General features: G+C 45.8%; 20 protein-coding genes. 14 read left to right on the top strand and 6 right to left on the bottom strand.

What is annotated here, in order from left to right:
- Positions 1-53 precede the first annotated feature (53 nt).
- The 7 genes from priA to rraA all read left to right on the top strand — a co-directional run bounded on the left by priA (position 54) and on the right by rraA (position 7,997).
- Positions 54-2,255 (top strand): primosomal protein N', encoded by a 2,202-nt coding sequence (priA, locus tag L3V33_RS18775; protein WP_102498698.1) that lies wholly within the window; start codon positions 54-56, stop codon positions 2,253-2,255.
- A 240-nt stretch (positions 2,256-2,495) separates the two neighbouring features.
- Positions 2,496-3,500: a DNA-binding transcriptional regulator CytR gene (gene cytR, locus L3V33_RS18770; protein WP_004729690.1), complete on the top strand. Its 1,005-nt coding sequence runs from the start codon at positions 2,496-2,498 to the stop codon at positions 3,498-3,500.
- A 122-nt stretch (positions 3,501-3,622) separates the two neighbouring features.
- Positions 3,623-4,162 carry a cell division protein FtsN gene (gene ftsN / locus L3V33_RS18765; RefSeq protein WP_029222060.1) on the top strand — a complete coding sequence of 180 codons (540 nt, stop codon included), beginning with the start codon at positions 3,623-3,625 and terminating at the stop codon, positions 4,160-4,162.
- 222 nt (positions 4,163-4,384) lie between these two features.
- Positions 4,385-4,933 carry an ATP-dependent protease subunit HslV gene (gene hslV / locus L3V33_RS18760; protein WP_004729692.1) on the top strand — a complete coding sequence of 183 codons (549 nt, stop codon included), beginning with the start codon at positions 4,385-4,387 and terminating at the stop codon, positions 4,931-4,933.
- 58 nt (positions 4,934-4,991) lie between these two features.
- A complete protein-coding gene (gene hslU, locus L3V33_RS18755; protein ID WP_017077598.1) occupies positions 4,992-6,332 on the top strand; it encodes an HslU--HslV peptidase ATPase subunit in 1,341 nt (446 codons plus the stop codon).
- A gap of 155 nt (positions 6,333-6,487) precedes the next feature.
- Entirely contained in the window at positions 6,488-7,405 is a 918-nt protein-coding gene (locus tag L3V33_RS18750) for a 1,4-dihydroxy-2-naphthoate polyprenyltransferase (RefSeq protein WP_054548229.1), read from the top strand.
- A gap of 73 nt (positions 7,406-7,478) precedes the next feature.
- Positions 7,479-7,997, top strand: coding sequence for a ribonuclease E activity regulator RraA (gene rraA, locus L3V33_RS18745; protein WP_004729695.1), 519 nt, complete (start codon positions 7,479-7,481; stop codon positions 7,995-7,997).
- A gap of 112 nt (positions 7,998-8,109) precedes the next feature.
- Here the strand turns inward: rraA and zapB are convergent, their stop codons facing one another.
- Positions 8,110-8,352, bottom strand: coding sequence for a cell division protein ZapB (gene zapB / locus L3V33_RS18740; RefSeq protein WP_004729696.1), 243 nt, complete (start codon positions 8,350-8,352; stop codon positions 8,110-8,112).
- Positions 8,353-8,676: 324 nt separating this feature from the next.
- Between zapB and glpX the strand changes: the two genes are divergently transcribed.
- The 3 genes from glpX to L3V33_RS18725 all read left to right on the top strand — a co-directional run bounded on the left by glpX (position 8,677) and on the right by L3V33_RS18725 (position 10,917).
- Positions 8,677-9,684 (top strand): class II fructose-bisphosphatase, encoded by a 1,008-nt coding sequence (glpX, locus tag L3V33_RS18735; protein WP_171316656.1) that lies wholly within the window; start codon positions 8,677-8,679, stop codon positions 9,682-9,684.
- A 162-nt stretch (positions 9,685-9,846) separates the two neighbouring features.
- On the top strand, positions 9,847-10,467 hold the full coding sequence (locus tag L3V33_RS18730) for a metalloregulator ArsR/SmtB family transcription factor (RefSeq protein ID WP_114634078.1): 621 nt from the start codon (positions 9,847-9,849) through the stop codon (positions 10,465-10,467).
- 102 nt (positions 10,468-10,569) lie between these two features.
- Positions 10,570-10,917, top strand: a complete 348-nt coding sequence (locus tag L3V33_RS18725) for a DUF3135 domain-containing protein (protein WP_017077594.1) — start codon at positions 10,570-10,572, stop codon at positions 10,915-10,917.
- Between the two features lie 134 nt (positions 10,918-11,051).
- Here the strand turns inward: L3V33_RS18725 and L3V33_RS18720 are convergent, their stop codons facing one another.
- Positions 11,052-11,474, bottom strand: a complete 423-nt coding sequence (locus L3V33_RS18720) for a DUF805 domain-containing protein (RefSeq protein ID WP_237291030.1) — start codon at positions 11,472-11,474, stop codon at positions 11,052-11,054.
- An 85-nt stretch (positions 11,475-11,559) separates the two neighbouring features.
- A complete protein-coding gene (locus tag L3V33_RS18715; RefSeq protein ID WP_017077592.1) occupies positions 11,560-11,907 on the bottom strand; it encodes a 5-carboxymethyl-2-hydroxymuconate Delta-isomerase in 348 nt (115 codons plus the stop codon).
- 249 nt (positions 11,908-12,156) lie between these two features.
- On the opposite strand from L3V33_RS18715, the gene tpiA reads away from it, so the two are divergent.
- Positions 12,157-12,927 carry a triose-phosphate isomerase gene (gene tpiA / locus L3V33_RS18710; protein WP_004729704.1) on the top strand — a complete coding sequence of 257 codons (771 nt, stop codon included), beginning with the start codon at positions 12,157-12,159 and terminating at the stop codon, positions 12,925-12,927.
- Positions 12,928-13,086: 159 nt separating this feature from the next.
- On the opposite strand, the gene pfkA is transcribed toward tpiA, so the two are convergent.
- From pfkA to L3V33_RS18695, 3 genes are all read right to left on the bottom strand, one after another.
- Positions 13,087-14,049 carry a 6-phosphofructokinase gene (gene pfkA, locus L3V33_RS18705; RefSeq protein WP_004729705.1) on the bottom strand — a complete coding sequence of 321 codons (963 nt, stop codon included), beginning with the start codon at positions 14,047-14,049 and terminating at the stop codon, positions 13,087-13,089.
- A 316-nt stretch (positions 14,050-14,365) separates the two neighbouring features.
- Positions 14,366-15,274, bottom strand: coding sequence for a CDF family cation-efflux transporter FieF (gene fieF / locus L3V33_RS18700; protein ID WP_026012358.1), 909 nt, complete (start codon positions 15,272-15,274; stop codon positions 14,366-14,368).
- Between the two features lie 163 nt (positions 15,275-15,437).
- Complete coding sequence (locus tag L3V33_RS18695) at positions 15,438-15,947, bottom strand: CpxP family protein (RefSeq protein ID WP_237291029.1); 510 nt, start codon at positions 15,945-15,947, stop codon at positions 15,438-15,440.
- 187 nt (positions 15,948-16,134) lie between these two features.
- Here L3V33_RS18695 and L3V33_RS18690 point away from each other — a divergent pair, with 187 nt between their 5' ends.
- The 3 genes from L3V33_RS18690 to L3V33_RS18680 all read left to right on the top strand — a co-directional run bounded on the left by L3V33_RS18690 (position 16,135) and on the right by L3V33_RS18680 (position 18,897).
- Positions 16,135-16,824, top strand: a complete 690-nt coding sequence (locus L3V33_RS18690; RefSeq protein WP_017080183.1) for a response regulator — start codon at positions 16,135-16,137, stop codon at positions 16,822-16,824.
- On the top strand, positions 16,824-18,203 hold the full coding sequence (cpxA, locus tag L3V33_RS18685) for an envelope stress sensor histidine kinase CpxA (protein WP_237291028.1): 1,380 nt from the start codon (positions 16,824-16,826) through the stop codon (positions 18,201-18,203). Before L3V33_RS18690 ends, cpxA begins: the two co-directional genes overlap by 1 nt.
- Before the next feature lie 76 nt (positions 18,204-18,279).
- Complete coding sequence (locus L3V33_RS18680; protein ID WP_054548233.1) at positions 18,280-18,897, top strand: superoxide dismutase; 618 nt, start codon at positions 18,280-18,282, stop codon at positions 18,895-18,897.
- The last annotated feature ends 37 nt before the right edge of the window (positions 18,898-18,934 follow it).

Here is an 18,934-nt window from a genome sequence, read left to right as displayed (position 1 = left end):
CCCTTATCCATTAGACTGTTCGCTCTCGTCAACTCAGATAAAGCTGTCCCTTTATGCGTCCAATGATTGCCCGCGTGGCACTGCCTGTTCCACTAGACAAGCAGTTCGATTACAAGATTCCTAACCACCTATTCCCGATTATTGGTGGACGAGTCTCTGTGCCTTTTGGACGACAAACCTTAACAGGTATTGTTACAGCTCTGGTTAACGAATCTGAATTCGAGCTAGACAAGCTCAAGCCCATTAAAGCCTTATTAGACAACCAACCCGTTTGGCCAGAATCGGTCTACTCACTCTTGGTATGGTGCAGCCAGTTCTATCAGTATCCACTGGGTGAAACCTTGGCTAATGCTCTACCAAGCGCTTTACGAAAAGGCAAAGCTGCCGACTTCGCAACGCTTGTCGAGTGGCAATTGACCCCATCAGGCAGAGATCAACTGATGCAAGGCTTTGGTCGTGCGGTTAAGCAAGCCAAAGTGATGCACATGCTTGAGCACGGCCCTGTTCCTCATCAAGAATTCATTGGTGAAGAAGTCGGGAGCGCGGTGCTTAAGACTTTGGAAGAGAAAGGTTGGATTGAGTCGGTAGAGAAAAAGCCAAAGCGCCAACCATGGCCAGTTGAACTTGAAAACGAACAAGACAAGCCGAAGCTCAATGCTGAACAAGCGATCGCTATTGCGACAGTAAATAGCCAAACCGATTTTAGTTGCTTCTTGCTCGAGGGGGTTACCGGCTCAGGTAAGACTGAAGTCTACCTGAATATGATCAAGCCGATTCTCGACCAAGGTAAACAAGCGTTAGTCTTGGTACCGGAAATAGGCCTCACTCCACAAACGATTAATCGCTTTAAGCGTCGTTTTAATGTGCCTGTTGAGGTGATTCACTCTGGATTAAACGATTCTGAACGACTGAATGCTTGGTTATCAGCACGAGACAAAATAGCGGGCATTGTAATTGGTACGCGCTCGGCTCTGTTCACCCCCTTCGCTGATCTGGGAATTATCATTGTCGATGAAGAGCACGACGCCTCTTATAAGCAGCAAGATAGCTTACGCTACCACGCTCGTGATGTAGCGATCATGCGTGCTCATAAAGCACAGATCCCGGTTGTGTTAGGCTCGGCGACTCCGGCCTTTGAGACGCTGCACAACGCTCAGATCGGTAAATACAGTTACCTCACCCTGACCTCACGCGCGGGTGTCGCACTGCCGACCACCAATAAGGTGTTGGATGTTAAGGGTGAATATCTAGAAAGTGGCTTGTCTGCGTCGTTGATTGCTGAAATGCAAAGACACCTCAAAGCAGGCAACCAAGTGATGTTGTTTCTCAACCGTCGTGGGTTCTCTCCCGCATTGATGTGTCACGATTGTGGTTGGACAGCCGAATGTAAGCGCTGTGATGCCTACTACACCTATCACCAGTACAGTAATGAAATGCGCTGCCACCATTGTGGTTCGCAACAGCATATCGTGCACAATTGCCAAGGCTGTGGTTCAGCGAACTTGGTGACGGTGGGTGTAGGTACCGAACAGTTAGAGGCTCAACTTGGTCAGCTATTCCCTGAATACAAAACCATTCGTATTGACCGAGACAGCACCCGCCGCAAAGGCAGCTTAGAAAGCGCGCTCGAGTCGATTCGTAAAGGTGAATACCAAATTCTTATCGGTACACAGATGCTTGCTAAAGGTCACCACTTTCCTGACGTGACACTTGTGGCGTTATTGGATGTGGACGCCTCTTTATATAGTAGTGACTTCCGCGCCTCTGAACGGTTGGCGCAACTGTTTACTCAAGTCGCCGGTCGAGCAGGCCGTGCCAGTAAGCCGGGTGAGGTTATCTTACAAACTCACCATCCAGAACATGGCTTGTTGCAAGCATTGCTGCACAAAGACTATAACCACTTTGCCCAAACCGCATTGGCCGAGCGTAAACAAGCGATGCTACCACCTTATACCTTTATGACTCTGTTTAGAGCGGAAGCCAATGACACACGTTTGGTGGAAGAGTTCTTGCGTCAGGTTCGTCATACATTAGAATCGCACCCCTTGTTTGACCAATATTGCATGGTTCTAGGCCCCACCCCAGCGCCACTGGCCAAGCGAGCGGGTAAATCACGCTGGCAGTTGATTCTACAAACTCAGACTCGTTCGTTAATGCAGAAGTTATTAATGAGTGCGAAGCCGGCAATTAATATGTTACCTGCTGCGAAAAAAGTCCGTTGGTCACTCGATATTGAGCCGCAAGATTTGAGCTAAACCTACTTGGGTTAAAACTAATGATAAGTTTGTTCACAAATATTTCATATTTCTCGTGAGCAACCTCACACTAGTCATGTGATTTTTGTTAATCTAGCCGTAACTTTACACGGATGAAACGAATAAAATATTGCAATAAAAAAAGTGTTAGCAACACTTTCATAATATCTATCCGATTGTATTAATTATTCACGCCTTAAATACTTAGGCGACAAAGGAACTTAAAAGAGGGTTTAATTTATGGCGACAATGAAGGATGTTGCCCAGCTAGCAGGCGTCTCAACGGCAACGGTATCACGTGCATTGATGAACCCTGAAAAAGTCTCGGTTTCGACTCGTAAACGAGTTGAGACAGCAGTACTTGAAGCTGGATACTCACCCAATACATTAGCTAGAAATTTACGTCGCAACGAATCAAAAACCATCATCACTATCGTTCCTGATATCTGTGACCCTTACTTCGCCGAAATCATTCGTGGTATCGAAGATGCCGCTGTAGAGAATGACTACCTCGTTCTACTGGGTGACAGTGGTCAACAAAAGAAGCGTGAGTCTTCATTTGTTAACTTGGTCTTCACAAAGCAAGCAGACGGTATGCTACTGCTTGGCACTGATCATCCGTTTGATGTCAGTAAGCCTGAGCAAAAGAATTTACCGCCAATGGTTATGGCGTGTGAATTCGCACCTGAGCTTGAACTGCCAACGGTTCACATCGACAACCTAACCTCTGCATTTGAAGCCGTGAATTACCTCGCTCAGTTAGGTCATAAGCGCATCGCTCAGATCTCTGGGCCAACGACTGCAACCCTGTGTAAGTTCCGTCAGCAAGGCTACCAACAAGCATTGCGCCGCGCTGGAGTATCAATGAACCCAGCTTACAGCACTGTGGGCGATTTCACCTTTGAAGCGGGTGCGCAAGCGGTTCGTCAATTACTTGCACTTCCTGAACAACCTACAGCGATCTTCTGTCATAACGATGCGATGGCGATTGGTGCGATTCAAGAAGCGAAGAAGCTAGGTTTACGCGTTCCTCAAGACCTATCGATTGTTGGCTTCGATGACATCCAATTCGCTCAATACTGCGATCCACCGCTAACCACTATTTCTCAGCCTCGCTATGAGATTGGACGCCAAGCGATGTTGATGATGCTTGATCTATTGAAGGGCAACGATGTGCAAGCAGGTTCGCGTCTGCTTGAAGCTAAATTAGTCGTTAGAGGCAGCACCGCACCACCTCGAATGTAACCCTCAGAAATACCCTTATAAATCTGCGGCACATTTTGATGTGCCGCTTCCATTTCTGCACTATTATCCTCGCGCAATCTGGATTACCATGAGGACAGAATCAGCAACTATTGAATTGTCTTGTGGCTAATAGAGATTATGTAAAGCGCGGTCGTGGCACGAAAAAACCGACCAAGAAACAAGCCCCTCGCCGTAAACCTTGGCGCAGTGGTCTTTTGGCGATCCTCCTTGCCGGTGGTTTTGGTTATGGACTTTACTTATTGAGTAATGATCCTGAGCCGCCAGCACCAACACCTGTGGCTACCAAACCAAAACCTAAGCCAAAACCAGCGAAAGTGATTCCACCGCCTCCAGAAGAGAAGTGGGACTACGTTGAAACGCTGCCAAGCCGCGAGATTGAAGTTAAAGCCAAAGAGCAAGAGATCTCTAAGATCCCTTACGTGATGCAGTGTGGCGCTTACAAAACGTCAGCACAGGCAGAAACGCGCAAGTTAGATATTGCGTTCCAAGGTATCTCGAGTGAAATCCGTAAAAAAGACGGCAGTAGCTGGTACCGTGTGGTTCTAGGGCCATACAAGTTGAAGCGTGACGCCGAGCGCGATCGCCATAAGCTGCAACGGGCGAAAATTGAACCTTGCGCTATTTGGAAAGACACCGATTAGATTTAGCGATAGTCGCAGTCTTAATCTTAACAAAAGCCGAAAACCAAACTCCGAAAGCCTCCCATTGTGGAGGTTTTCTTTTATTTACTCCCTTTAGTCAGTTTTCCTTACAACTTCCGCCGATAAGTTGCGCGACATCACTCGCCCTTCCTTGAATTATCCGAGCACCATCCTCATATACTTTTTATACCCAAAGATAAGAAATATTAAGAGGCCCTACTCGTGACTACCATTGTATCTGTACGTCGTAATAATAAAGTCGTCATCGCGGGTGATGGACAAGTATCTCTAGGCAATACTGTAATGAAGGGCAATGCCCGTAAAGTACGTCGCCTATACAACAACAAAGTACTGGCTGGTTTTGCTGGCGGTACGGCAGATGCTTTCACGCTATTCGAAAAATTTGAAAGCAAGCTGCAAATGCACCAAGGCCACCTAACCAAAGCTGCCGTTGAGCTGGCGAAGGATTGGCGTAGCGACCGTGCTCTACGTAAATTAGAAGCACTGCTAGCAGTCGCGGATGAAACCGCTTCGCTGATCATTACTGGTAACGGTGACGTCGTTCAACCAGAGAACGACCTGATTGCGATCGGTTCGGGCGGTAACTTCGCTCAAGCAGCAGCGACTGCACTATTAGAAAATACTGATTTAGATGCGCGTGAAATCGCAGAAAAGTCGCTGAACATAGCTGGCGATATCTGTGTATTCACCAACCATCACCACACTATTGAAGAACTAGAAAGCACCGTTGAGCTGCCAAAGCCAGAGTAACGACCGCTTCCATCAATAACGTTGTATTCAACAGTGATTAAAGAATTAAGGAAAAACCATGTCTGAGATGACTCCTCGCGAAATTGTTCACGAACTCAATCGCCACATTATCGGCCAAGACAACGCTAAGCGTTCAGTGGCTATCGCTCTACGTAACCGCTGGCGTCGTATGCAGCTTGAAGAAAGCCTGCGTGTTGAAGTATCACCAAAGAACATCCTGATGATTGGCCCAACGGGTGTGGGTAAAACTGAAATTGCTCGCCGTCTAGCGAAACTCGCTAATGCGCCGTTCATCAAGGTAGAAGCGACTAAGTTCACCGAAGTTGGCTACGTTGGTAAAGAAGTTGAGACCATCATCCGTGATCTAACGGACGTTGCGATCAAGATGACGCATCAACAAGCGATGGAAAAAGTACAATACCGCGCTGAAGAGCAAGCTGAAGAACGTATTCTTGATGCCCTTCTACCACCAGCACGTGATGCTTGGGGTCAGAACGAGCAATCAACTGAAGACACCACCTCTTCAAACACTCGCCAAATTTTCCGCAAGAAACTGCGCGAAGGTAAGCTAGACGACAAAGAGATCGAAGTCGATGTAGCCGCACCGCAAATGGGCGTTGAAATCATGTCACCTCCTGGTATGGAAGAGATGACGAACCAGCTGCAGGGCATGTTCCAAAACCTAGCGGGCGACACCAAGAAAAAACGTAAGATGAAAATCAAAGACGCATTCAAAGCACTGACGGAAGAAGAAGCTGCGAAGCTTGTGAACCAAGAAGAGCTAAAAGAGAGCGCGATCTTCAACGCTGAAAACAACGGCATCGTATTCATCGATGAGATCGACAAAATCTGTAAGCGTGGCGACAGCTCAGGCCCAGACGTATCTCGTGAAGGTGTTCAGCGCGACCTACTGCCTCTAATCGAAGGCAGCACAGTATCAACGAAGCACGGCATGGTTAAAACTGACCACATCTTGTTTATCACTTCAGGCGCATTCCAAGTGGCTAAGCCATCAGACCTGATCCCTGAACTACAAGGTCGTCTACCAATCCGTGTAGAACTTGAAGCACTATCAGCACATGACTTCAAACGTATTCTTACTGAACCAAAGGCGTCACTGACAGAACAGTACATTGCCCTGATGAAAACAGAAGATGTCGGCATTGAGTTCACTGAAGATGGCATCAACCAAATTGCAGACGCAGCATGGCGTGTGAACGAAACTACTGAAAACATCGGTGCGCGTCGTCTACACACAGTCATGGAGCGCCTAATGGATGAAATTTCATTTGACGCAACAGACCGAGCAGGCAGTAAATTGCTGATTGATGAAGCTTATGTAATATCTAAGCTTGGCGAGCTCGTGGAAGACGAAGACCTAAGTCGCTTCATCCTGTAGCACAGGAAACTCCAACTTATTGCTCTATCTCAAAGAAATAGCAGCTAGTAAGCGAATTCAAGGCCCACTTTCGAGTGGGCTTTTTATTACCCGAAAAATGGGCGTATACTCAAAACACAGTTTGAAACGAAGACTTACAAAGAATTAGACCTACGATGAAACAATCTCTACTGATTTGGCTTGATGCCGCACGACCAAAAACTCTGCCTCTCGCACTTGTCTCTATTCTTACAGGAAGTAGTTTAGCGTTCGCCAACGACCAATTTTCTTTGTCGATAGCCCTGCTGGCATTTTTAACTGCCACGCTATTACAGATTTTATCGAATTTAGCGAATGACTATGGTGATGCGGTTAAAGGCACGGATAACGACAAACGCCTAGGCCCAATGAGAGCCATGCAATCGGGCGCTGTCACCGCCCAAACCATGAAACAAGCGATCATTCTCAATATCGTGTTCACGGTAATCGCTGGGTTGATTCTTATTTTTCATGCACTGAGTTCACTCGAAAGCATCTTATCTTTCATTGCTTTGGGTGTTTTAGCGATTGTCGCAGCCATTGCCTATACCGTGGGCAATAAACCTTATGGTTATATTGGCCTTGGCGACTTATCGGTATTTATCTTCTTTGGCCTACTCGGTGTATCCGGTACTTACTTTTTACACACTGGCCATGTTGAACCAAGCTTATTCCTTCCAGCACTAGGCTGTGGACTCATGGCGGTTGCCGTTCTCAACATCAACAACATGCGTGATATTGAAAACGACAGCGAATGTGGTAAGCGCACCATGGCGGTTCGCCTAGGCCAACGTAAAGCCAAGCACTATCATTTTGCTCTGCTTGGCCTTGCCCTTGCCTCTTTCGCTCTATACCTGCTCATTCAAGAGAAACCGGTCTGGATCAGCCTGCCGTTTTTGCTCAGTATTATTATTGTCTACAAGCATGGCAAGGCCGTTTGGGAAACAGAGAAACCTGCACAGATCGCGCCAATGATGCCTGTTATTGTTAAATGCTCACTGGTCACTAACCTATTGTTTGCAGGGGTTGTCGTAGCTCAAACTCTATTGAGTTAATTGAGACTAATCATTGCAAAGGGATCAAGCACCGATATACTCAAACTAAGCTCATTGTTCAAAAGGTACGCAAATGGAATACAACACTTCAGCACTGTGCGACATATATCTGGATCAAGTTGATGTCGTGGAGCCAATGTTCAGCAACTTCGGTGGACGAGCATCCTTCGCCGGACAGATCACGACATTAAAGTGTTTTGAAGACAACGCTTTAATTCGCTCCGTATTAGAGCAAGATGGTCTAGGACGAGTGTTGTTAATCGACGGTGGCGGCTCACTACGCAAAGCGCTGATCGATGCTGAGATTGCCCTGCTTGCCGAAGACAATGAGTGGGAAGGTATTGTGGTTTACGGCTGCGTTCGTGAAGTCGATGAGCTAGAAGACATGAACATTGGTATTCAGGCTTTGGCTTCAATCCCTGTTGGTGCGAGCCAAGAAGGTGTCGGCGAATTGGACGTACCGGTCAACTTTGGCAGCGTAACCTTCTTACCGGAAGATTACCTCTACGCTGACAACACCGGCATTATTCTTTCGGCAGAGCCTTTAGATGTAGAACTTGATCTGGATGTTGAAGAAGAAGAGATCGAGTAACTCTCACTCAGCTTCAAATAATAAAACAAACCATAAGAACACGAAGCATAAGAATACAAACAAAAACGCCCGCTACTCAGTAGCGGGCGTTTTTTTAAATCTGAAGAGTCAATTACTCTACGTCATCCATTTTACCAAGAAGGTTACGGATGCGATCTTGCCACGCTGAATGCTCTTCCTGCATTTGCTGAGTTTTTTGCTCTAGCTCGTGACGGCTTTCTTTAAGCTCACCAGCTTCTGTTGCTAGTGCTTGTTTCTCTTCTTTAAGCTCTTCCACTTCCATTTGAAGAAGTGCAATTGTATCTACTGCTGTTTGAATTTTTGCTTCTAGCTGCTCTAGTACTTCAAAAGACATTCTGGCCTACCTTTAAGTTATCCGTTTGATGGTGAAGGTCTACTCCACTTATTTCCCCATTCTACTCAGCAGAGCAAGGATAAACACTCAATATATTCGATATTTTGCGCCATTCGATGAAAAAAACAGCGCTTTTTACCGAATATTGACGTGAATTATTACTACCGCGACAACAGACTGATTATTTTGATGAATATTACCTGTTTTCACCCGCAAATTGATCAAGAGCAATCCCAAAAAAACAAAAAGGCAAACGTTTCCTTTGGGATATGGTAAAATTCGCCGCGAAATTTCTATTCCCCTTTTGAAAATTTTGGAGTCCGCATGAAACGCGATTTAGCAATGTCATTCTCTCGTGTCACTGAAGGTGCAGCACTAGCTGGTTACAAGTGGCTTGGCCGCGGCGATAAAAACGCTGCAGATGGCGCTGCTGTAGAAGTAATGCGTAGCCTACTGAACAAAACCGAAATTAGCGGCGAAATCGTTATCGGCGAAGGTGAGATCGATGATGCACCTATGCTATACATCGGTGAAAACGTCGGTATTGGCGGTGATGCGGTAGATATCGCCGTTGACCCAATTGAAGGGACACGCATGACAGCAATGGGTCAATCAAATGCATTGGCTGTATTGGCTGCAGGCGAAAAAGGTAGCTTCCTAAAAGCACCTGACATGTACATGGAAAAATTGGTTGTTGGTCCTGGCGCAAAAGGCGTGATTGACCTAGAACTGACGCTGACAGAAAACCTAGAAAACATTGCGAAAGCACTAGGTAAAACACTCGATACACTGGTAGTAACGACACTGGCTAAGCCACGCCATGATCAAGTGATTGCCGACATGCAGGCGATGGGCGTTCGTGTATTCGCAGTGCCAGACGGTGATGTTGCTGCTTCTATCCTCACGTGTATGCCAGACAGCGAAGTGGACGTAATGTACTGCATCGGCGGGGCGCCTGAAGGTGTGGTTTCGGCTGCGGTTATTCGCGCACTCGACGGCGACATGCACGCACGTCTGCTTCCTCGTCATGAAGTAAAAGGCGATACAGAAGAGAACCGCAAACACGGTGAGCTTGAACTAGAGCGTTGTGCTGAAATGGGCGTAACAGCGGGTATCGTGCTGAAGATGGAAGACATGGCTCGTAGCGACAACGTTGTATTCTCAGCAACCGGTATTACTAAGGGTGACCTTCTAGAGGGCATCACACGTACAGGTAATATCGCAACCACAGAAACACTGCTTATCCGTGGTCGCTGCCGTACGATTCGCCGCATCAAATCTATCCACTACCTAGAGCGTAAAGACCCAGAAGTAATCGGTCACATCCTGTAGACCTAAACTCGCTCAAGCAGAACATTCGAAGGCTGATACCAAGTATCAGCCTTTTGTTTTATTGGTCATCAATAATCTGTGCATTTCACCTACACCATAGTAAATGGTTTGCTTTATAAACACCTTGCCTCATAATAGTAAGGTTCATGAGGTAGAGATAGTATGAAAACAAGCGACAAAATCTTACAGACCATTAAGCGTCAAGGCGCGGTAACCGCGAAACAGTTGTCAGAAGAATTTGGCATGACGACAATGGGTGCAAGGCAACATCTGCAAAGTCTGGAAGATGACGGTATTCTTGCGTTTCATGATGTTAAAGTAAAAGTGGGTCGCCCGACTCGCCACTGGTCCCTGACTCAACAAGGCCATGGTCAATTTTCAGATCGACACGGTGAACTCACCATTCAAGTGATCGACGCTGTCGAGAATCTGTTTGGTAAAGAGGGGTTAGCTAAGGTTGCGGCCGAGCGCGAACAACACACCCTTAAGCAATATCAAACCGCGCTGTCTGATTGTGACTCGCTGCTCAGCAAACTTAAAACACTCACCCAGCTGCGTGAAGACGAAGGCTACATGGCAGAACTTCAAGAGCATGACGATCACTACATCTTGATCGAGAACCACTGCCCTATCTGCAAAGCTGCAACTCGCTGCCCTAGCCTGTGCCAATCTGAGCTCAATGTTTTCAAAGAATTACTCAAAGATGAATGTCATGTGAGCCGCACTGAACACATCATTACTGGCGAGCGTCGTTGTACTTATACCCTAACGCCAAGTTACTGATCCTGTCTCAATATTGAGAAAACACCAATAGATTAAAATTTGTACAAATTTCTTTCTTAAGCTTAAAGCATATGAAACATGCTTAATGCTAAGGAAGGAATCATGGCACATCCACAGCCCAATCAAAAACTGCCCCCTTTTGATGAACTGGTCCAACTCGCGAAAAGCGATCCGAAAGCATTCGATCAATTCAAACACGAGATGTGCGAACAGATGATTTGCTCAGCCTCAGAGACCATGCAAAACAGGCTTCGCGCTCAACAAAGTCATATCGATTTAGTCGTCAGCCGCTGCAAGAATCCACATCACGCTAATGTTGTTCTGATGCAAGAGCTGCGCTGTCAGGTCTGTAAATTCCAAGATGCACTCAAAGGCCGCTGCGATTTTGAAGAATCTCTGCCTGAAAATGTCGTGCCTTTCAGGCCAAATACAGAGCCAAAAATGTACTAACCGTTAAAGTATACTAACTGTTGAAATGTACTAACCGTTGAAAGGGACTAGCGACAAAAACCATTCAAAGAAAAACGCCTTAAAAAGAAAAAGGGAGCACAAGGCTCCCTTCTTACTTATCAATCATTCAACCTTTAAACGGGATCTTCGCCGTAATCATTGCGGCCTTCTGTGCCTTTCAACAAGCCACACTCAATCAGAATCCACAAGCCACACACTAATGCTGCAACGGTTGCCGCCATATGAACTGGCGATACCGACTCTGTTGTCGTTGCTACCATTGGCGAAGCCAAACGCCCAAGCACCAGTGGCACGTTCAACAACAGCCAGTAGTTCGACTTATTGCGATCGTGCCAGCGTTTAGCGGTAATTGCAAGATCCGGGATAACCAGCAACAGTAGGAAGATTGGTAGCAGGATATAGGAATATGCAGGGAACAGAACAGAAATACCGGAAGCAAAACCAGTAATCGCTACATAGTAGAAAACATTCCAAATCCAGTAAATCTTACGACCAATTCTCCCCTTGAAAGAGAGCAGTAAATCTTTCATCGACATCTTAAATACTCAAAAATTAATACGCTACCAAAAAGTTAGCAGCAAATAGTCAGTTAATCACTTTTAGTTCGTTGATTCTTTTTAGCTAGTTCATCACTTTCTGAAAGCAACTTTTATCCATATCTCGTATGTTGACCGTTAGGCTACGGATATGGCTTGCCTGTTCTTGTAGGGTTTGCATCAACAAACGCGACAATTCTCTTTTCTGTTCTTCGGTACGTCCTGAAAGTAACTCAAAGCTAATATGAACAAAATCCACATTGTCCTCTTCATCACCGACCAACCAGTTATGACAGCGCAGTGAACGAGACTTCACAGAAGGTACATCAAACAAACCACAGTTTAATGTAACTTGATGAAGGTCTTCCAGTAAACCTTGGATATTCACTCGCTCATCCACTGAATTTGAGTACTCTAGAACTAGATTCGGCATTATTACTTCCTATTGTTAACGCAATCGTTTGTCCCTTAATAGCAACTAACGATGAAAAATCCGAGAAGTTAGCTATTATTCTGTCTGCCGGATCACTGATATATGCTCAAAATCTACTCTGACCATTGAGTAAGATCCAAGAAAGTCATGACCACAGTCATGATCTGTTGATATTATTCTGTTATATTATTTCGTAATAAAGTTTACTTTTTTACATTCGATTTATTTAAATACTTTGGAGATATTCCTATGCGTCATCCTGTAGTTATGGGTAACTGGAAACTAAACGGCAGCAAAGAAATGGTTGTTGATCTACTAAACGGTCTTAACGCTGAACTTGAAGGCGTAACAGGCGTAGACGTAGCAGTTGCTCCACCAGCACTTTTCGTTGATCTTGCTGAGCGTACGCTTACTGAAGCGGGCAGCGCTATCATCCTAGGTGCTCAAAACTCTGACCTAAACAACAGCGGTGCATTCACTGGCGACATGTCTCCAGCAATGCTTAAAGAGTTCGGCGCATCTCACATCATCATCGGTCACTCTGAGCGTCGTGAATACCACGCTGAGTCTGACGAATTCGTTGCTAAGAAATTCGCATTCCTAAAAGAGAACGGCCTAACTCCAGTTCTTTGTATCGGTGAGTCTGATGCACAAAACGAAGCAGGCGAAACTGTTGCTGTATGTGCTCGTCAACTTGACGCTGTTATCAACACTCAAGGTGTTGAAGCTCTTGAAGGCGCTATCATCGCTTACGAACCAATCTGGGCTATCGGTACTGGTAAAGCAGCTACAGCTGAAGATGCACAACGCATCCACGCTCAAATCCGTGCACACATCGCAGAGAAATCTGAAGACGTTGCTAAGAAAGTTGTTATCCAATACGGCGGTTCTGTTAAGCCAGAAAACGCAGCAGCTTACTTCGCACAACCAGACATCGACGGTGCTCTAGTTGGCGGCGCAGCTCTAGACGCGAAAAGCTTCGCAGCTATCGCTAAAGCAGCTGCTGAAGCAAAAGCTTAGTTTAAACTTCACCGTTTAGATTAAATGAAAGGTCAACTTAGGTTGGCCTTTTTTATTGGCTGTAATTTGAGATTCAAGCTTAAAATCCAAATGGCAGGCACAAAAAAACCGCTGATAAATCAGCGGTTTTTAATATTTTAAGCGAACGCTAAGCGTGTCTTAGAACAACTCTTCTGCAACGCGGAACAGCTCAGAACGGTCTGGGTTCTGCATGTTCTCGATACAGTCGATGATGTCGTGGTGAACAAGCGCTTCTTTCTCGATACCAACACAACGACCACCGTGGCCTTCTTGAAGAAGGTGAACAGCGTAGTTACCCATGCGAGAAGCCAGTACACGGTCAAATGCAGTCGGGCGACCACCACGTTGGATGTGACCAAGAACCGTTGCACGAGTTTCACGACCTGTTGAAGCTTCGATCTCTTTCGCTAGTTCATTCGCATCCATCATTAACTCAGTTAGAGCGATGATTGCGTGCTTCTTACCTTTCGCAATACCATCTTGGATATTGCTGATAAGCTGATCTTTATCTAGGCCAGTCTCAGGTGTGATGATGTACTCACAGCCACCCGCAATTGCTGACATAAGCGTAAGGTCACCACAGTGACGGCCCATGATTTCAACAATAGAAATACGTTGGTGAGAAGAAGACGTGTCACGTAGACGGTCGATTGAATCAATAACAGTGTTAAGCGCTGTTAGGTAGCCGATTGTGTAGTCAGTACCCGCGATATCGTTATCGATTGTGCCTGGAAGACCGATACATGGGTAACCCATCTCAGTCAGTTTCTTAGCACCCATGTAAGAACCGTCACCACCGATAACAACTAGTGCTTCGATACCGTGCTTCTTAAGGTTCTCGATGCCTTTCTCACGAACAGCAACGTCTTTGAACTCAGGGAAACGTGCAGAACCTAAGAAAGTACCACCACGGTTGATCACGTCAGATACGCTTGAACGGTCAAGCTTTTCGATACGGTCTTCAACAAGGCCTTGGTAGCCATCGTAAATACCGTAAACTTCAATGCCAACTGATAGCGCAGTACGAACTACACCACGAACTGCTGCGTTCATGCCTGGAGCGTCACCACCACTGGTCAAAACACCGATCTTCTTAATCATGCTCACCCTCGATTTTTGGGAATCTATTATTCAATTCTTATTCTTGCTGATTGTATATCAACAAGATTTTAAATCTATATTTGTGCGTTATGTTACATTTCCTCAACAGGAATAGCACTTAAATCGCGTAAAATTATGTAACATTTCTACTTCTGTAAGAGTATTACAGTTTTACTCAGTAACTTTGTTGATTCACATCAGAATCAACATTAATTGTTACTAAGGTGATTTTTGAATCACCGAAGAATTAGTGATTTTTACTCACTTTAGTTCAAAAGCCACCTACTTACCATTTGCCAACCCTTTTTTAGCTCGCTTACCATGAGTGAAATTTCTGCTGCTTCTCGGGTCCAAATACGACCGAATACGGGTCTTGATGAATTAATACATCAGCATCAGGGAAAACGGAGATAAGCTTGTCTTCTACTTCGTCAGAAATGCGGTGCGCTTCAATAAGTGGGATATTATCTTCGAGTTCTAAATGCAATTGAATGAACCGAACAGGCCCTGAACGACGCGTTCTTAGTTGATGCACGCCAAGCACACCTTCCACACTCAGCGATGTCTCTTTTATCTGTTTTAATTCTTCATCTGGCAGCTTTCTATCAAGCAAAGATTGAATGGCTTCTGTTGCCATTTGGTAGGCACTGTAAAGAATGTAGATACCGATACCAATCGCGAATACCGAGTCCGCTTGACCAATGCCAAACCAGCTCAGTGCTAGCGCGAGCATGATCGCTGCATTCATATAAAGGTCGGATTGATAATGCAGTGAATCGGCGGCTATCGCTTGGCTGCCCGTTTTGCTGACAACATGTTTTTGGAATCGAACCAAACCAAAGGTCATTACGATCGCGAACAAGCTGACATAAATACCAATTTCAGGAGAGTTCAGCTCATGCGGTCGGAAGAAACGCTCAATACCATTAAGAATAAGGAAACAAGCGGAACCGGAAATAAACATTGCCTGCGCTAATGCAGCAAGAGATTCTGCCTTACCATGGCCAAAGGTATGTTCTTTATCGGCAGGCTGAAGAGAGTAGCGAACCACCACCAGATTGACGACAGAAGCGGCGATATCCAACAGCGAATCGACCACAGAAGCTAATAAACTGACTGAACCTGTCACCCACCACGCAGCAACCTTCACAACCAATAATATGGAGGCAATGATGGTGGCAGCCCAAGCGGCGAGCGTAACTAAACGTGCGTATTCTTGTTTCATAAATTGGCTATAAAGTGACTGATAGCACAAAGTATAACCCGCAAACAACCGATTGAATATGACAGCCATGATGTAATACATTCATTTTTAAAGATCAAAAAAGCGGCACTAGGCCGCTTCTTTCTAAACACTTTCAATCAATTCAGCTTTCTCAAGCCATGAATTACTTGTCTTTGTTCATGCGTTTTTCCATTTTGTCAGCACACTTCGCCATGCGCTCTTGTTGGATTTCTTTCAGCTGAGTCTTTTGCTCAGGTGTTAGTACGCTCATCATTTGGTGTTGCTTCTTAAGCATTGCTACGCGACGCTCTGTTTGCTTCTCAACCATTTGGCTTGCTAGGTCGTTTGCTGCAGCTTCATCAAAAGTATCCGCGAGAACTAGATCTTGAACTTTCTCGTGATGCGCTTTCATTTGCGCCATTTTATCGGCTTTGTTGCCTGAGTGTTTTGCTTTCATCTCAGCACGATTCGCTTCGCGCATCTCTTTTAGTTCTGTTTTTTGAGCATCCGACAGGTCTAGTTGGCGCATCACTTTCTTATCGAAGCCACCACACTTACCGTGCATACCTTTGTGATCACCTTTATCACCGCCGCCGTATGCAAACGCACTCGCTGTACCTAACATAAGTGGAAGTGCCGCAGCTACTAGTACAAGTTTCTTAGTCATTTTCATAATTGTTGCCTCGATTCGGTATAATAAGTCATGTATTGCGTCTGTTTCTCAGCGCTTAGATATAGATTAGTCTTTCCCTCGTAAAGTGACGTTTAGAAAGCGTAAAGAATCGTAAAGAGTGAAAGTTGACGAATAATTAGCAGTATTATTAACGTGTAAATAGTAGATAACCGATTAAGGCTTCCCAATGGCGAACATTCTTCTTATTGATGACGACACAGAACTAACCAGTTTACTTAAAGACATCCTGAGCTTTGAGGGCTTCACTGTTTCCGAAGCCAATGATGGCTATGCGGGGCTTGACGCTATCAATGATGAGATTGATCTGATTCTTTTGGATGTGATGATGCCGCGCCTTAACGGTATGGAAACGCTAAAGAAATTGAGAGAAAACTGGGAAACACCAGTATTGATGCTGACTGCCAAAGGCGAAGAGATCGACCGTGTTATTGGCCTTGAACTTGGTGCAGATGATTACTTGCCAAAGCCGTTCAGTGACCGAGAACTGCTCGCTCGTATTCGTGCCATCTTGCGTCGAACACAGACTAACACCGCGCCTAAATCAGCCAGCGACACCATTCAATACCAAGACATCGAAGTCTTCCCTGGCAAACAAGAGGCTTACTGTAATGGACAGATTATCGATCTCACCACCACAGAATTCGCTTTGCTGAGCCATCTCATCCAAAACCCGGGACAAGTGATCACCAAAGAAGCACTGAGCTTGGATGTTTTAGGAAAAAGGCTGGCGGCGTTTGACCGCGCGATAGACATGCACATCTCCAATTTGCGCAAGAAGATTCCAGAACGCAGCGATGGTAAGTCTCGCATCAAAACCTTACGAGGCCGTGGCTACTTATTGGTAGAGGAAGATTAATGCGCATCCCTAAAATCACCAGCTTATATGGACGTATCTTTGCCATCTTTTGGTTCACCATGTTACTGGTGCTTTTATCGGTGCTGTCACTTCCTCATTTAGACCCTAGAGTGGCGCGTGATGTGCCTACCGATCATCTAAATAAATTGGAGCGTATCGCTAAAATCACAGAGAAACGCTACGCCAAAGAACCTAATCTAGGCAAAATTGTTTTCCAACTTGAGGCACCACGTAGCCGCAAGGATTCTCGAGCTCGCATCTATTTAACCGACCTTGAAGGTGCTGTCCTTACGTCGAAAAGACATTCGGACTATAAACTTAAGGCGATTCGCAACTTTGTTACCTCGATTGATAACCCTGAAGTACCAAAACAGAAACTGTACGGACACTACATGGTGGCAGGGCCAGTACCTATCACACTCGCTGGTGAAGAATTACTGATGTATGCCGGAGTAAAGTGGAACCAACCACCGCCATTTTTGCTACGACTGTTTGATAGACCTTTACAGCTGTTGCTCGCGGTAATGCTAGCAAGCACCCCGCTCTTGCTTTGGTTAGCTTGGGCATTGAGTCAACCCGCACGTAGGCTTGAACGCGCAGCGCAGCGTGTAGCAAAAGGGCAATTTGAGGTTGATCCAACACTTGAAAAAGGCACATCAGAATTCAGACAAGCGGGTGAAAGCTTTAACCAAATGGTGGAAGCGGTAAACCAGATGATTTCAGGGCAACAGCGACTACTTTCTGATATCTCACACGAACTGCGCTCGCCATTGACTCGTCTACGTATGGCCAATGCACTGGCAATTCGTAAGCAAGGTGAGAGCCAAGAATTAGAACGTATTGATACCGAAGCGCAGCGTTTGGAACAAATGATCAGTGAGCTACTGACGCTATCTCGTATGCAGGTCGACAGCCACATAACTCGCGAGGTTCAACCTATCTCGAGCTTATGGGAAGAGATCTTAAAAGATGCAGAGTTTGAAGCTGAACAGATGGGTAAATTACTGACGTTTTCAGAGATCCCAGAACGTTCTATTTCAGGTAATCCTAAGCTACTGATGAGTGCCTTAGACAATATTACGCGCAATGCTATCTACTACGGTAAAGACCAAGTCGATGTGCAATTCCATGTTGTCCAAGATCAACTGACGATTTGCGTCAATGACAACGGTGATGGTGTACCGGAGGATGAACTGGATTCTATCTTCAGACCTTTCTACCGAGTTTCAACGGCACGCGATCGTAATTCAGGTGGCACTGGGCTTGGCCTCACCATTACAGAAAGTGCGATTCGCCAACACAGCGGAACCATCACTGCAAGCCGTAGCCAGCTCGGTGGATTACAACTCGAAATCACCCTACCAATCTTGCCGGTATAATACCCCCACAAAGATCACAGTTGATAATGATTGTCATTATCATTATGGTAAATCCTCTAATTAAGGAGGATTTACCATGTCACACACTTTCCCTACTTTACCCTACGCTTACGACGCCCTAGAACCTTACATTGATGCTAAGACGATGGAAGTGCATTACAGCAAGCACCATAGAACCTACTACGATAAGTTTGTTGCGGCTATTTCTGGCAGCGAGCTAGAGCAACAGTCTCTGACCGAGATCTTCGCTAACATTTCTCAGCACAGCCCAGCGGTTCGTAACAATGGTGGCGGTTACTACAACCACATCTTGTATTGGAACTGCATGTCGCAAGACGGTGGTGGTGAACCCACGGGCGAGCTTGGCGAGGCTATCAAAAGTACTTTCGGAGATTTCGAGACATTCCAAGATCAGTTCGCTCAAGCGGCAATCAATACCTTTGGTTCAGGCTTCGCTTGGCTAGTGGTTGAAGAAGGACAACTGAAGATCATCTCGACTTCGAACCAAGACAATCCGTGGATGGATACGGTTGCCAGTAATGGCGAGCCCATCCTTGCACTCGATGTTTGGGAACACGCCTACTACATCAGCTACCAAAACCGTCGTCCTGATTACATCAATGCATGGTGGAACGTAGTGAATTGGAATGCGGTATCTGAAAACTACGCGCAGGCACTAGCGAACCAGGCCTAAGCTGAGGGTGGCGAACTGTACTCACTCAGCTTGCCAC

Source organism: Vibrio sp. A2-1, assembly GCF_021728355.1.
GTDB classification, from domain to species: Bacteria; Pseudomonadota; Gammaproteobacteria; order Enterobacterales; family Vibrionaceae; genus Vibrio; species Vibrio splendidus_K.
Note: the sequence above shows the minus strand (reverse complement) of the source record. Positions and strands in the feature narration are given on the sequence as shown.